The organism is Micromonospora sp. WMMD712, from assembly GCF_029581295.1.
Taxonomy (GTDB): Bacteria; Actinomycetota; Actinomycetes; order Mycobacteriales; family Micromonosporaceae; genus Micromonospora; species Micromonospora carbonacea.
The window spans coordinates 3,533,618-3,547,258 of sequence record NZ_CP120743.1 but is presented as its reverse complement, the minus strand read 5'-3'; the positions used below and the strand labels follow the sequence as shown (position 1 = coordinate 3,547,258).

Genomic DNA, 13,641 nt, shown 5'->3' with positions numbered 1-13,641 from the left:
GGAGGAGAGAGGGGGCGGTCGTGCAGCTGCCGGCAGTGCTCGGGGAGCCGATCCGGTTCGTGCTGAACTGGGGCCGTCGCTACTCGCTGTGGGTGTTCAACTTCGGCCTGGCCTGCTGCGCCATCGAGTTCATCGCCACCAGCATGGGCCGGCACGACTTCATCCGGCTGGGCGTCATCCCGTTCGCCCACGGCCCGCGCCAGGCCGACCTGATGGTGGTCTCCGGCACGGTCACCGACAAGATGGCCCCGGCGATCAAGCGGCTCTACGACCAGATGCCCGAGCCCAAGTACGTCATCTCCTTCGGCGCGTGCTCCAACTGCGGCGGCCCCTACTGGGACTCGTACTCGGTGACCAAGGGCGTCGACCAGCTCATCCCCGTCGACGTGTACGTGCCCGGCTGCCCGCCCCGCCCGGAGGCGCTGCTGCACGGCATCCTGCGCCTCCAGGAGAAGATCGCCGCCGAGCAGTCCGGGATCGGTGGCGTCCCCCGCCCCGACCCCCTGGCCTCCCCGGCCGACGGCCGGTCCTTCCGTTCGGTGGAGTCGCTGACCGCCCCACCGATGCGCCGCCCCGACTGAGCTCCGCCGACCGGGTCCCGCCCCGACCGGGGCGGCGCGCCTGGCGACTGCGGGCCCTGGCAGGGCACCTGTCTCGGGCTCGGTTGGCGTGCTCTGCCACGGCATAATCGGCCATGTCGATGCTTGGTGTTCCGGGCAGCCAGCCGAGGCGCAGAGGGGACCGCGGTGGGAGTGCCAGAAGACGTGTCGGGGAACCAGAATCCCGGCGAGCGGCAGACCCTGCGGCGACGCCTGGGCCGCCACTACAACGAGAGCCTGGACGGCAGCGGCAGGGGGGCCGTGCTGAGCGCGCTCATCGGCCTGGTTTCAGCCCTGCTCGGGGCCGCGGTGGCGATCTACGTGGCGACCAGGGGCGACGACGGGGACGCTCCACCGGAGGCCAGGCCGAGTGCCGGAGCGAGCAGCCCGGCCGGCGCCCCGCCGGTGCCGAGTTCCCCGGCCGCGTCGAGTCCCACGGCCACCCCGAGCCATGCGGCCACGTCGTCGACCGAGCCGGGCCCCACCACGGCCGCCCCGTCCGACGGCGGGGTCCGGTGGAGCGGCGAGGTGGGGTTCGCCACCTACGGCGTCGATCTCGACACCGTGCCGGCGACGGTGCAGAGGTACTCGTCGACCGACGCGGACCTCAGTCGGGACTCGGCGAGCGCGGATGACGGGCTGCACGCGGAATGGGGACAGCTCGCCCTGTGGCCGGGGCCGGGCACGCCCTCGCGGCAGCAGTGCGCCGAGCGCGTCTCCACGCACGGCGCGGAGTGGGTTCACATCCCGGTCGGCAGAATCGGTTGCCTGACCACCAACAAGGACCGCGTCGCCATGTTCAAGGTCATCCGCTACCCGGACGACTCCTTCCAGGTGACCGCCCATGTCACGGTCTGGAACCCGCCAGAGGGCTCCTGACCCATCCCGCCCGCGCCGTTGCCCTCCCCGCAGGATGCCGATCGCTCTCGCCACCGAGGCGGCAGCTCTGTCGGGGACGCCCCAGCGGGACGGGACATGGTGGGTGCCGACTGGCGGCGGCGAACCGGACACGGGCCACCCCTGAATAGCTGGGGCCGGTGTCGAAGCCGACCCACCGCGGCCCGCATGGGTGGGTTCTGGAGCACCTGACGTGGCACAACAAGATCGTGCTCGATCAGTGAACGCGTGGCCTTGTTGCGGCGAGGAGACCACCCTTTCCGGGATCGAGCGAGACCTCGCATCCCTGCCCAAGCCGCAGCGCTCCTGCGACGCAACCCGCTCCGAAGTTCACAGAGCTTGAAAGCGGACGGCCCCTCTGGGGGCCGAGAACTTCCAAGATCCACCCCATCCCGCTCCCCCGGCACGATGCGCCCCTGGCGCAGCCCCCTCACCCCCGCGATCTTGCAGTTTCGGCCCAGGCAAAGCGGGCTAAAACGCCCTTCTCGGGGGCCACAAGTGCAAGATCGGCGCGGGCGATCAGGGCGGGCGACCTGCTGCACCTGACCCGCGCCGCGAGCCCGCAGTTCGTCCGCCCGATCGTCGTGCGGGCGATCCGGGAGCTGACCGACCCGCACACCTACCACGGTTGGACCTGGATCGAGGCGTACGAGTTGGGCGCCCGGGGTGAGGCGGTCGCCAAGCGTGAGTTGTTCGTCCGGCGGGACGGGCTGCGGTGGTTGTCCCCGGGTCGGGCGGTGACGACGGCGACCCGTCGTCCCGGCCGAGCCGCCCGCAGCGTGCGGGTGCCCGCATGAGGCGGCCGGAGCACGCCCTGAGTCGACCCACCTGGCGCTGCCGGGCGTGCGGGATCGCCTGGCCCTGCTCGCCCGCCAAGCTGCGTCTCCTGGCGGTGTACCGGGAGGACCGTGACGGCCTGCTGAGCCACCTCGCCGCCCTGATGGAGGAAGCTGCCGTCGAGCTGTTTGCGGGGCTGTCCTGCCTGCCCGGCTGGCTGACCGCTTCACCGGCTGGGCGCGACCCAAGGGGGAAGGCGGGGCGGTGGCGGGGTGGGATTAGCCTGCGGCCATGAACCAGTCTGCGGACAAGCGTTCCGCTTTCATCGTCGACGTGCTGACCGAGGAGTTCGGCGCGTCGATGGCGCTCGACCCGGCGGCGTTCCGCCGCAAGTTCCGCAAGATGGCCGCCTCGCCGTTCGCGTTCTACCGGGGCAGCGCCTCGCTCTTCTACGCCGACCAGCGGGGCGACTTCGCCGACGACGCGTTCCTCGACGGGCGCACCAGCCGGGTGTGGATCCACGGGGACCTGCACGCGGAGAACTTCGGCACCTACATGAACGCCTCCGGGCGGCTGGTGTTCAACGTCAACGACTTCGACGAGGCGTACGTCGGGCCGTTCACCTGGGACCTGCGCCGCCTCGCCGCCAGCGTCGCCCTGCTCGGCTACGCCAAGGCGCTCTCCGACCGCGCGATCGGTGACCTGGTCGCCGGCTTCGCCCGGTCGTACCTGACGGAGCTGCGGGCCATCGCCGCCGGCGGGGACGACGCGATCGGCTCGATCACCCTCGACAACGCCGACGGGGTGCTGCGCCGGGTGCTCCAGCAGGCCCGGCTCAACACCCGGGTGGACCTGCTCGCCGCGCAGACCACCGTCGACAACTACGAGCGCCGGTTCTCCCTCGGCGACGGGGTGTTCGAGATCGACGGCGACACCCGGGAGAAGGTCTGCGCCGCGTTCGCCGACTACCTGGGCACCCTGCCCGAGTCCTCGGCGAACCTGCGCCCGGTCTCCGCGCACATCAAGGACGTCGTGCTGCGCAAGGGGGTGGGCATCGGCTCGGCCGGGCTCCCGTCGTACAACCTGCTGCTGGAGGGGCACACCGAGGCGCTGGAGAACGACGTCGTCATCTACATGAAGCAGGCCCAGGTGCCGGCGGTCGCCCGGCACATCGACGACGAGCGGGTGCGGTCGTACTTCCGGCACCAGGGGCACCGGACGGCGGAGTCGCAGCGGGCGCTCCAGGCCCACGCCGACCCGTGGCTGGGCTTCACCGAGCTGGACGGGGCGGGGCAGCTCGTCGCGGAGGTCTCCCCGTACGCCGCCGACCTGGACTGGTCGGACGTCAACGAGCCGGAGGAGCTGGCCGGGGTGCTGGCCGACCTGGGCCGGGCGGTGGCCCGGATGCACTCGGTCGCCGACGACGAGTCCAGTCACGACCTGGTCGACTACTCCACCGAGGAGGCGATCGTCGCGGCGGTCGACACGGACCCCGACGGGTTCGTCGCGGGCCTGGTGGAGTTCGCCCACGCGTACGGGCTGCGGGCCCGCGAGGACCATCAGCTCTTCGTCGACCTTTTCCGCAACGGCCGGCTGCCCGGCATCTGATCAGGCCCGGGGCCGGCCCGCTCACCGGGTGAAGTCCAGCACCACCTTGATGTCGTCGCCGGTGGGGGTGTACGCCTGCGCGTACTCCGCCACCGGCACCCGGCGGGTGATCAGCGCGTTCAACCAGGACTGGTCGGCGCGGGCCAGCGCCGTGGCGGCCAGGTCCCAGTGCCGCCGGTTGGCGTTGACCGAGCCGAACACCACGTTGTTCTCCAGCACCAGCTCCCGGTTGAGCGCCCCGGCGTCGAAGTCGAGGGTCCGGCCGCCGCTGGACACGCCGGTGAGGCAGACGATGCCGGTCGGCCCGGCCTTGCACATCGCGTCGAGCACGACCGCCGGCGCGCCGGTGCACTCCACCACCACGTCCGGCACGAGGTCGAGTCCGCCCACCGGCCCCGTGTGGTACGTCGCGCCGAGCGCCCGGACCAGGTCCGGCTTCGCCCCCGTCTCGGCGCGGTCCAGCACGTGCACGGCGAACCCGCGCTGGGTGGCCAGCAGCGCCGCCAACAGGCCGATCGGCCCGGCCCCGGTGACCAGCGCGGTCTGCGGCTGCCACTCGGCGCGGGCACCGATGCGCTCGATGTGGTCCCACGCCTTCGCCACCACACTGGTCGGCTCCAGCAGCATCCCCACCGGGGCGAGGACGGGGTCCAGCCCGACGGCGAAGCGCGGCTGCACCCGCCACCGGTCCCGGGCGAAGCCGGGCAGCCCTTTGATGCCGTGCTCCGTGTACTCGCCGTTGCGGCACATGTCCCACTCGCCGACCGCGCAGTTGGCGCAGGGCACCGGGTCCGGGTGCCGGACGATGCCGACCACCAGGTCGCCGGGGCGCAGGGTGCCGCTCGGGTCCTCCACCACCCGGCCCAGCGACTCGTGCCCGAGCACCAGGGCAGCCGCGCCGGGCGGGGCCTCGCCGTAGGCGCCCTCGACGATCTCGTGGTCGGTGCCGCAGATCCCCACGGCCAGCGCCTCGACGAGGATCGCCCCCTCCTCGGCGTGCGGCTCCGGGTAGTCGTCCACCAGGCGCAGCGAGTCGCGGACTCCGGGGTTGACGGTCACGGCGCGCACGACCCCATCCTTCCCCGCCGGGCGCGCCGCCGCTCGGCGAATCCGGCATCCGGCCCGCCGTCCGCCCGGCAGAACCGGCATCCGGGCCGCCCCGGGTGACCGGCGTCGGTCATAGGATCAGCGGCATGACTCCCGAAGAGGTCGGCCAGCGGCTGGTCGCGCTGCTCGCGCCCGTCGAGGCCACCGCGTCGGTGTCCGGCGGCCAGGCGTACGCGCGGGCCACCGTCGACGTACCCCCGGCGAGCTGGCGGGACGCGCTGCGCGCGGCCCGCGACGACGCCGACCTGGGCTGCGACTTCTTCGACTGGCTCTCCGCCGTCGACCAGCTCGCCGACGGCTGCGAGGTGGTCGCCCACCTGTGGTCGACGGGGCGTCGGCACGGCCTGCTGCTGCGCACCCGGGTGCCGTGGGACGCGCCCCGGGTGGACTCGGTCGTCGACCTCTACCCCGGCGCGGCCTGGCACGAGCGGGAGACGTTCGAGATGTTCGGCGTCGACTTCCCCGGGCACGGCGAGCTGCGTCCGCTGCTGCTGCCGCCCGAGTTCGAGGGGCACCCGTTGCGCAAGGATTTCGTGCTCGCCTCGCGGGTGGCGAAGCCGTGGCCGGGCGCGAAGGAGCCGGGCGAGTCGACCGCCGCCGGTGGCCGCCGCGCGGTGCGCCCGCCGGGGGTGCCGGCCCCGGGCGAGTGGGGGCCGACGTCGCCACCGGCCGCCGGGCCGCCCGCCGGCGCGAGGCGGGGCGAGGGCGCGGCGCGGGGCGAGGGCGCGGCGCGGGGCGACGGGGGCGCGGCCTGATGCCCGACTGGTTGGAGGCCGTGCTGCGGGTGGTCGGCGTGCTGGTCGCCTTCCTCACGCTGCCGCTCGTCGTCGGGCAGGCCGAGCACAAGGTGATGGCGCACATGCAGGGCCGGCTCGGCCCGATGTACGCGGGCGGCTTCCACGGCTGGGCGCAGCTCGTCGCCGACGGGGTCAAGTTCGTGCAGAAGGAGGACGTGACCCCCCGGGAGGCGGACCGGGCGGTGTTCCGGCTGGCCCCGGTGGTGGCCCTGGTGCCCTACCTGCTCGCCCTGCTGGTGATCCCGCTCGGGCCCGGCGACCTGGTGGGCCAGCCGCTGGACATCGGCCTGTTCTTCGTCCTGGCCGTGGTCGGGGTGGGCGTGGTGGCGGTGCTGATGTCGGCGTGGGCGTCGGCCAACAAGTACAGCCTGCTCGGCGGGCTGCGCGGGGCCGCCCAGCTCCTCGGCTACGAGCTGCCGCTGGTGCTGGCCGCCGCGTCGGTGGCGATGGCGGCCGGCACGCTGAGCCTGCCCGGCATCGTCGAGGCGTGGCGGCCCTGGTGGCTGCTCTGGCAGGCCCCCGCGATGATCGTCTTCTTCGTCGCCGGGCTGGCCGAGATCCGGCGGCCCCCGTTCGACATGCCGGTCGCCGACTCGGAGCTGGTCTTCGGCTACCTGACGGAGTACACGGGGCTGCGCTTCGCGTTCTTCCTGCTCGCCGAGTACGTCGGCATCGTGGTGATCGCCGCGCTGACCACCGTGCTCTTCCTCGGCGGCTGGCAGGGCCCGTTCGCCGACGCGCAGCTCGGCTGGCTGTGGACGCTGCTGAAGGTCTTCGCCGTCTCGTTCGTGATCATCTGGCTGCGGGTGTCGTACCCCCGGCTGCGCGAGGACCAGCTCCAGCGGCTGTGCTGGCTGGTGCTGGTGCCGGCCTCCCTGGCCCAGCTAGTCCTTACGGCCGCCGTCCGCGTCTGGATGTAAGGAAGGGCCCCCTGTTAACGCATTCTGTTGCACAAGGGGCCCTTCCTAACACTCGTTACGGGGCCGCGTAGAGCAGGCGGTTCGGCGAGCCGGGGCCCGGGTCGATCACCACGCCGGTGGTGGCGGCGGCGGTCAGCGCGCTCTTGGCCTGCGCGAGGGTGGCCGTCGGGAACTGCTGCCGGTAGCGCGCCATCCAGCCCGTGACGTGCGGCGCGGCCATCGAGGTGCCCGACCAGCCGGACGCGACGGCCGTGTTCGAGGCGATGCCGGCGGAGGTGATGTTCACGCCGGGGGCGAAGACGTCGACGCAGGTGCCGTAGCTGGAGAACGAGGCCCGGGTGTCCGTGACGTCGGTCGCGGCGACGGTGACGCCCCGGGACGACCGGGGGCCGTTGGTGCAGGCGTCGGTGTTGAAGTTGTTGGCGATGAAGACGGTGTGCACGCCCGAGTCGATCAGGTTCTCGGCCGCGGTGTTGGGGGTGGTGCCGTACCCCTGGAGGCTGAAGTTCGCCACCGACACCGGGTCGTGGTGGGTGGCGATCCAGTCCATGCCCTCGATCAGGTCCGTCGTCCAGCCGGAGTTGTCGCACTGGAGGACCCGCACGGCCTTGATGGTGACGGACTTGGCCACCCCGTACGTCGCGCCGCCGACGGTGCCGGCGACGTGCGTGCCGTGCCCGTGGCAGTCGTTGGTGCCGTTGCCGTCGCCGACCGCGTCGTAGACGCCGCTGGCCCGGCCGCCGAAGTCGACGTGGCTGGCCCGGATGCCCGAGTCGACCACGTAGACGGTGACGCCGGACCCGGTCGACGTGTAGCCGAAGCTGTTGTTCAGCGGCAGGTAGTGCTGGTCGATGCGGTCCAGCCCCCAGGACGGCGGGTTCGACTGGACGGCAGACGCCGAGAAGTCGTCGGCGCCGCCGCCGTAGATGCGGCTGTCCCGTTCGACGTACGCGACGGCGGGGTCGGCCCGCACGGCGGCGAGGGCCGCCGGGGAGAGCTGGGCGGCGTACCCGTCGAGAACCTGGGTGTAGCGGTTGAGCACGGTGCCGCCGGCGCGCTCGGCGACGGCGGCGGCCCGGCTCGTGCGGGCGGTGCGCGTGGCGCGGTCGGTGCCGGCGGGCGGGTCGGCGAGCACCACGATGTACCGGTCCGGCGCGGCCTCCGGTCCGCCCGGACGCAGCGGGGCGGGCGCGGGACGCCCGGGCTCCGCCGCGCCGGGGGCGGCCGACGCGGGTACGGCGAGGGTGGTGACGAGCGCTCCGGTGATCACGCCGGCCAGCACGCCGAGGCGTGCCGTTCTGCGACCTGGCTTCCGCAAGGCTGATCTCCTCAACTGTGGACAGCCTGCGCCGAACACCGGCGAAGAGCCGGCGGCGCAGGCCACTCAAGTCGATCAGCCTGAATTGAAGCGAGTGTTAACTAATGAAGAGCGTCGATGTTATTTCAGCCCAGCGGAGTGTGCGCCGGGTCGACCCGCTCGGCGGGCGGCGGGGGCGGCGGCGGGGTGCCGTCGCCGAAGGGCCGGCCGCCGAGGGCCTCCCGGCCGTGCGGGGTGAGCCAGTTCGCCAGGTCCGGGCCGAGCGGGACGACCCCGGTCGGGTTGATGTCCCGGTGCACCTCGTAGTAGTGCCGCTTGATGTGGTCGAAGTCGATCGTGTCGCCGAACCCGGGGGTGGTGAACAGGTCCCGGGCGTACGCCCACAGCACCGGCAGCTCCGACAGCTTGCTCCGGTTGCACTTGAAGTGGCCGTGGTAGACCGGGTCGAAGCGGACCAGCGTCGTGAACAGCCGCACGTCGGCCTCGGTGATCGTGTCGCCGACCAGGTACCGCTGCCCCGACAGTCGCTCGGTCAGCCAGTCGAGCCGGTCGAACAGCCGCCGGTACGCCGCCTCGTACGCCCCCTGGCTGCCGGCGAAGCCGCACCGGTACACGCCGTTGTTGACGTCGGCGAAGACCACGGCGTTGACCTCGTCGATCTGGTCGCGCAGCCGGGCCGGGTACAGCTCGGGCGCGCCCTCGCGGTGGTACGCCGTCCACTCCGTCGACAGGTCCAGGCTCATCTGGGCGTAGTCGTTGGTGACCACCTGTCCCGTCGGCACGTCCACCATCGCCGGCACGGTGATCCCCCGCTCGTAGCCGGGGAACCGCTTGAAGTACGCCTCCTGGAGGCGCTCGATGCCGAGCACCGGGTCCCGCCCGCCCGGGTCGAGGTCGAACGTCCAGCTCCGGGCGTCGTGGGTCGGCCCGGCCACCGCCATCGAGAGGACGTCCTCCAGGCCGAGCAGCCGGCGCACGATGATCAGCCGGTTGGCCCAGGGGCAGGCGCGGCTGACCGCCAGCCGGTAGCGTCCCGGCTCCACCGGCCAGCCGTCCCGCCCGTCGGCGGTGATCCGGGTGGCGATGTACCGCTGGTCCCGGGTGAACTCCCCACCGGGCTCCACGTACTTGCCGCCGGGCTCCGAGCCCTTGCCGCCGGTCGTCGCGCCCGCCTCGTCGCCCACGTCGCCCCCTGCTGTCCGCCTCGCCGTCTCCGTCCGTCCCATCTTGACCGATCCGCCGCCCCGGGGCCCGCCGAGCCCGATCCTTACGCTCCGGGCCCGCCGAGAGCGCCGCGCCCCGCGTCGTACGGGAGGGCCGGCTGGCTAGGCTGCCCCGGTGAGCGACAGGGAGGCGGCGGCCCGGCGCTTCGTCGCCGACGTGTGGAACGCCGGGCGCGAGGAGTCCGCGTACGAGCTGGTGGCGGCGGGCTGCCCCGGGCTGGGCGGGACGGGCCCGGAGGCGGTCCTGGCCTGGCACCGCGAGCGGCGGGCGGCCTTCCCCGACCTGCGCTACAAGCTCGTCGACGTGGTGGCCGCCGACGACCGGGTGGCCCTGCGCTGGCGGGCCGCCGGCACCCAGGCCGGCCCGTTCGGGCCGGTGCCGCCCACCGGGCGGGTGGCGAGCTTCTCGGGGGCGACGTTCCTGCGCTTCGACCCGGCGGGGCGGATCGTCGACGTGTGGCACGCCACCGAGCTGTTCCAGCTCCTCCAGCAGCTCGGCGTCGAGATGCTCCCGCCGCTCACCGGCCCCTGACCCCGCCGCCGCCCACCGGCTCGGCACGCTGGGCGGGACCGCTCACAGGTGCCGGGGCGTGATCCGGGCGATCGACAGGTTCACCGGGAACGGCTCGCCGGTGTCGACGAACTTCGTCCAGCGGCGGTCATGGGGCTGTTCCTTCCCGGTGCTTCGTTCTCCCCGGCTCACCGTAAGGCGCGAAGGGCCGGGTGGTGGTCGCGCGCGCCGGGGGCACAGGGCAGGATGGGCGGCATGGGCGAGACGAGTGGGCGGGGCGTGCCCGGTGAGGGGCTGGCGAAGGGGCTGGCGGTCACGCTGCGCACGATGACCCGCCGCTCGACCACCCAGCAATATCCGGACGTCGCCCCCGAGCTGCCGCCCCGGTCGCGGGGCGTGATCGCGCTGCTGGCCGAGAACTGCACCGTCTGCATGCTCTGCGCCCGCGAGTGCCCCGACTGGTGCATCTACATCGACTCGCACAAGGAGGAGGTGGCGGTGCCCGGCGCCGCCCGCCCCCGGCAGCGCAACGTGCTCGACCGGTTCGACATCGACTTCTCGCTCTGCATGTACTGCGGCATCTGCGTCGAGGTCTGCCCCTTCGACGCGCTCTACTGGTCGCCCGAGTTCGAGTACGCCGAGTACGACATCAAGGACCTGCTGCACGACAAGGACCACCTCGGCGAGTGGATGGCCACCGTCCCGCCGCCGCCCGCGCACGACCGCAACGGCGAGCCGGCGAAGGAGGAGGCCACCGCCGCGCGCAAGGCCGCGGCCCCCGCCGGGTCCGCCGCCCGGCCGACCCTCTCCCGGGTACGCCCCGAGCCCGGCCCCGCCGCCCGCCCGAGCACCGCCCCGGCCGCCCCGGCCCCCGGCCCCGCCACGACGGCGGGCCCCGCCGCGCCGACGGACGGCGCCCCCACCGACCCGGGTGCCGCCCCGTGACCGGTGCGGACGCGCTGCTGCTGGCCCTCGGCGCGGTGGCGGTCGGCGCGGGGGCGCTGGTGGTGACGACCCGCCACCTGGTCCGCGCCGGCCTCTACCTGGTGGTCTGCCTGGGCGCGCTGGCCGGCGTCTACCTGGTGCTCGCCGCCGAGCTGGTGGCCTGGGTGCAGGTGTTGATCTACGTGGGCGCCGTGGTGGTGCTGCTGCTGTTCGCGGTGATGCTGACCCGCGCCCCGATCGGCGCGTCCGACGACCTGGACCGGCCGGGCTGGCCGGCGGCCCTGATCGGCGGCGGCGTCGGCCTCGGGCTGGCCGCCCTGCTGGTCGACGCCTACCGCTGGACCCGGGTGGACCTGACCGCGCCGGGCACCGCCGAGCGCCTCGGCGAGCAGGTGTTCCGCACCTGGGTGCTGCCGTTCGAGGTGCTGTCGGTGCTGCTGCTGTCCGCCCTGGTGGGCGCGGTCGTGCTGTCCCGCCCCGACGTCGGCCGCCGCCCGGCCGGCGGCCGGGCCCCCGCAGCGGCGGGCAACCAGGACCGCGCGGGAGGCCGCCCGTGAGGCCCGTCGTCCCGTACGTCACCGCCGCGCTCCTGTTCGGCCTCGGCACCTACGGCGTGCTGCGCCGCCGCAACGCGGTGCTCGTGCTGATGGCGGTGGAGCTGATGCTCAACGCCGTCAACCTGATCCTGGTCACCGCCGACGCGACGGTCCGGGCGGCGCTGCCGCACGCGGGTCAGGTGTTCGCGCTGTTCGTGATCGTGCTGGCCGCCGCCGAGATCGGCGTGGGGCTGGCCATCGTGCTCCAGCTCTACCGGCTGCGGGCCAGCGTCGCCGTCGACGAGGTGCCGCTGACGGAGCCGCCGGCCGAGCCGCCGACCGGGTCGCCGGCCGAGCCGCCGACCGGGTCGCCGGCCGAGCCGCCGACCGGGTCGCCGGCCGAACACGCGGGGCGGGCCACGACCACCGGCGAGGTGACCCGGTGACCGGGCTGCTCGGGGCGCTGCTGCCGGCCGTACCCCTGGTGGCGGGTCTGGTGGGGTTGCTGCTGCCGCCCGTGTCGGGCGGTGGGGGCGCGCGGGCCGGGGCGGACCCGGCCCGGCGGGTCGCCGTCGGGCTCGGCGTGGCGGGCGCGGCCGGCGCGCTGCTGGTCGCGGTCGCGCTGCTGGCCCGGGTCGGCGCGCCCGTGGAGACGTCGACCACCTGGGTCGACCTGGGCGGGCTGCGGGTCACCCTCGGCGTCCGGCTCGACGGCGCGGCGGCCCTGGTCGCCGTCGCGGTGGCGGCGGTGGCGCTGGCCGTGCAGGTCTACTCGGTGGGCTACCTGCGGGCGGGCCCGCACGACGAGGCCGGCGTCGACGTCGACCACCGCTATCCGCCGTACGCGGCGCAGATCAGCCTCTTCACCGCCGCGATGCTGCTGGTGGTCGTCGCCGGTGACCTGGTCATGCTGCTGGTCGGCTGGGAGGTGATGGGCCTCTGCTCCTACCTGCTCATCGCCCACGACCGCCGGCTGCCCGGCGCGCCGGCCGCCGCGATGAAGGCGTTCCTGGTCACCCGCGTGGGTGACGTCGGCTTCCTGCTCGGCATCGCCCTGCTCGGCGTCTCGGCGGGCAGCTTCCGCATCGCCGACGTGCTCGCCCACGACCACGCCGCCGGCACGCTCACCGCCGCCTGCCTGCTGCTGCTCGCCGGGGTGGCCGGCAAGAGCGCGCAGTTCCCGCTGCACACCTGGCTGCCCGACGCGATGGCCGGCCCGACCCCGGTCTCCGCGCTGATCCACGCCGCGACCATGGTCGCCGCCGGGGTCTACGCGGTCACCCGCCTCTTCCCGCTGTTCGAGCGGGCCCCGGTGGCGCTGGCGGTGCTCGGGGTGCTGGCCTCGGTGACCCTGCTGCTCGGCGCGCTCGCCGCGACCGCCCAGGACGACCTGAAGCGGGTGCTGGCCTGGTCGACGGTCTCCCAGCTCGGCTACATGACGGGCGCGCTGGCCGTCGGCGCGCCCGCCGCCGCGCTGTTCCACCTGCTCACCCACGCCGCGTTCAAGGCGCTGCTGTTCCTCGCCGCCGGTGCGGTGATCCACGCCCTCGGCACCCCGCTGCTGTCCCGCATGGGCGGCCTGCGCTCGACGATGCCGGTGACGTTCTGGTGCACGGCGGTGGGCCTCGGCGCGCTGGCCGGCGTCCCCCCGCTGGCCGGCTTCTGGAGCAAGGACGGCGTGCTCGCCGCCGCCCAGGCCGCCGCGCTCGACTCCGCCGGCCCGGCCCCCGCCTGGGTGGGCTGGCTGGTGTGGCTCGCCGGGCTGGCCGGCGTCGCCGTCACCGCCTGGTACGCCACCCGGCTGCTGCTGCGCGCGTTCCTCGGCGCGGCCCGCCCGCCGCTGCCGCAGCACGACCGGCCGATCTCGCTGCACCCGCACGACCCGCCGGCCGTGATGCGGGTGCCGCTGCTGCTGCTCGCGGTGCCGGCCGCGCTGCTCGGGCTCGCCGCGTTCTGGCCGGCGTTCACCGGCCGGCTCGGCGCGGGCGAGGGGGAGTGGACCCACGTCGGCCCGGCGCTGCTGCTGCCGCTGGCGCTGCTGGTCGCCGGGGCCGTCCTCGCCTGGGCCGGCTGGCGGCGGGACACCGCCGCCGACCCGGCCCGCGCCCTCGGCCCGCTGGGGCCGGTGTTCGCGGCCGGCTTCCGGCTCGACGACGTGCAGCACACCCTCGTCGTACGCCCGGTGACCGCCCTCGCCCGGTTCGCTCGCGCCGCCGACGAGCGGGTGGTCGACGGCGTGGTGGAGGGCACCGGCCGGGGCGCGACCGGCCTCGGCGGGGCGCTGGCCGGGCTGCACCGGGCCGCGCTGCCCCGGGCGGCGGCCGGGGTGCTGGCCGGGGCGCTGCTGATCGGCCTGGCCGCCGTGCTGATCGGGGGTGCGGCGTGACCGTGGACCGGGGAGCC

The 13,641-nt window shown here is 74.4% G+C and carries 15 protein-coding genes; 11 read left to right on the top strand and 4 right to left on the bottom strand.

Features of this window, described 5'->3' with window-relative positions; all coding sequences use genetic code 11:
* Positions 1-20: 20 nt before the first annotated feature.
* From O7633_RS15205 to O7633_RS15190, 4 genes are all read left to right on the top strand, one after another.
* Positions 21-581, top strand: a complete 561-nt coding sequence (locus O7633_RS15205; RefSeq protein WP_282328246.1) for an NADH-quinone oxidoreductase subunit B — start codon at positions 21-23, stop codon at positions 579-581.
* A 165-nt stretch (positions 582-746) separates the two neighbouring features.
* Complete coding sequence (locus O7633_RS15200) at positions 747-1,478, top strand: hypothetical protein (protein WP_282328245.1); 732 nt, start codon at positions 747-749, stop codon at positions 1,476-1,478.
* Between the two features lie 602 nt (positions 1,479-2,080).
* A complete protein-coding gene (locus tag O7633_RS15195) occupies positions 2,081-2,293 on the top strand; it encodes a hypothetical protein (protein WP_282328244.1) in 213 nt (70 codons plus the stop codon).
* Positions 2,294-2,564: 271 nt separating this feature from the next.
* Positions 2,565-3,881, top strand: coding sequence for a DUF2252 domain-containing protein (locus O7633_RS15190; RefSeq protein WP_282328243.1), 1,317 nt, complete (start codon positions 2,565-2,567; stop codon positions 3,879-3,881).
* Between the two features lie 21 nt (positions 3,882-3,902).
* Here the strand turns inward: O7633_RS15190 and O7633_RS15185 are convergent, their stop codons facing one another.
* Complete coding sequence (locus tag O7633_RS15185) at positions 3,903-4,949, bottom strand: glucose 1-dehydrogenase (protein WP_282328242.1); 1,047 nt, start codon at positions 4,947-4,949, stop codon at positions 3,903-3,905.
* Positions 4,950-5,074: 125 nt separating this feature from the next.
* Here O7633_RS15185 and O7633_RS15180 point away from each other — a divergent pair, with 125 nt between their 5' ends.
* Positions 5,075-5,743: an NADH-quinone oxidoreductase subunit C gene (locus tag O7633_RS15180; RefSeq protein WP_282328241.1), complete on the top strand. Its 669-nt coding sequence runs from the start codon at positions 5,075-5,077 to the stop codon at positions 5,741-5,743.
* The gene (locus tag O7633_RS15175) at positions 5,743-6,705 is read left to right on the top strand and encodes a complex I subunit 1 family protein (protein ID WP_074472487.1); all 963 of its coding nucleotides are present in this window, start codon (positions 5,743-5,745) and stop codon (positions 6,703-6,705) included. The genes O7633_RS15180 and O7633_RS15175 overlap by 1 nt, the downstream gene beginning before the upstream one ends.
* Before the next feature lie 55 nt (positions 6,706-6,760).
* Here O7633_RS15175 and O7633_RS15170 read toward each other — a convergent pair whose 3' ends face one another.
* Together O7633_RS15170 and O7633_RS15165 are read right to left on the bottom strand one after the other, a co-directional pair.
* A complete protein-coding gene (locus tag O7633_RS15170; protein ID WP_282328240.1) occupies positions 6,761-8,023 on the bottom strand; it encodes a S8 family peptidase in 1,263 nt (420 codons plus the stop codon).
* Positions 8,024-8,148: 125 nt separating this feature from the next.
* Positions 8,149-9,207 (bottom strand): glutathione S-transferase C-terminal domain-containing protein, encoded by a 1,059-nt coding sequence (locus tag O7633_RS15165; protein WP_282328239.1) that lies wholly within the window; start codon positions 9,205-9,207, stop codon positions 8,149-8,151.
* A gap of 154 nt (positions 9,208-9,361) precedes the next feature.
* On the opposite strand from O7633_RS15165, the gene O7633_RS15160 reads away from it, so the two are divergent.
* Positions 9,362-9,778 (top strand): ester cyclase, encoded by a 417-nt coding sequence (locus tag O7633_RS15160; RefSeq protein ID WP_282328238.1) that lies wholly within the window; start codon positions 9,362-9,364, stop codon positions 9,776-9,778.
* A 42-nt stretch (positions 9,779-9,820) separates the two neighbouring features.
* Here O7633_RS15160 and O7633_RS15155 read toward each other — a convergent pair whose 3' ends face one another.
* Positions 9,821-9,949, bottom strand: a complete 129-nt coding sequence (locus O7633_RS15155) for a hypothetical protein (RefSeq protein WP_282328237.1) — start codon at positions 9,947-9,949, stop codon at positions 9,821-9,823.
* A 63-nt stretch (positions 9,950-10,012) separates the two neighbouring features.
* Between O7633_RS15155 and O7633_RS15150 the strand changes: the two genes are divergently transcribed.
* From O7633_RS15150 to O7633_RS15135, 4 genes are read left to right on the top strand one after another with little or no spacing between them, the layout of a single operon-like run.
* Positions 10,013-10,702: an NADH-quinone oxidoreductase subunit I gene (locus O7633_RS15150; RefSeq protein WP_282328236.1), complete on the top strand. Its 690-nt coding sequence runs from the start codon at positions 10,013-10,015 to the stop codon at positions 10,700-10,702.
* The gene (locus O7633_RS15145; RefSeq protein WP_282328235.1) at positions 10,699-11,259 is read left to right on the top strand and encodes an NADH-quinone oxidoreductase subunit J; all 561 of its coding nucleotides are present in this window, start codon (positions 10,699-10,701) and stop codon (positions 11,257-11,259) included. The genes O7633_RS15150 and O7633_RS15145 overlap by 4 nt, the downstream gene beginning before the upstream one ends.
* Positions 11,256-11,684 (top strand): NADH-quinone oxidoreductase subunit NuoK, encoded by a 429-nt coding sequence (gene nuoK / locus O7633_RS15140; RefSeq protein WP_282328234.1) that lies wholly within the window; start codon positions 11,256-11,258, stop codon positions 11,682-11,684. The genes O7633_RS15145 and nuoK overlap by 4 nt, the downstream gene beginning before the upstream one ends.
* On the top strand, positions 11,681-13,624 hold the full coding sequence (locus O7633_RS15135) for an NADH-quinone oxidoreductase subunit L (protein ID WP_282328233.1): 1,944 nt from the start codon (positions 11,681-11,683) through the stop codon (positions 13,622-13,624). Before nuoK ends, O7633_RS15135 begins: the two co-directional genes overlap by 4 nt.
* Positions 13,625-13,641 lie beyond the last annotated feature (17 nt).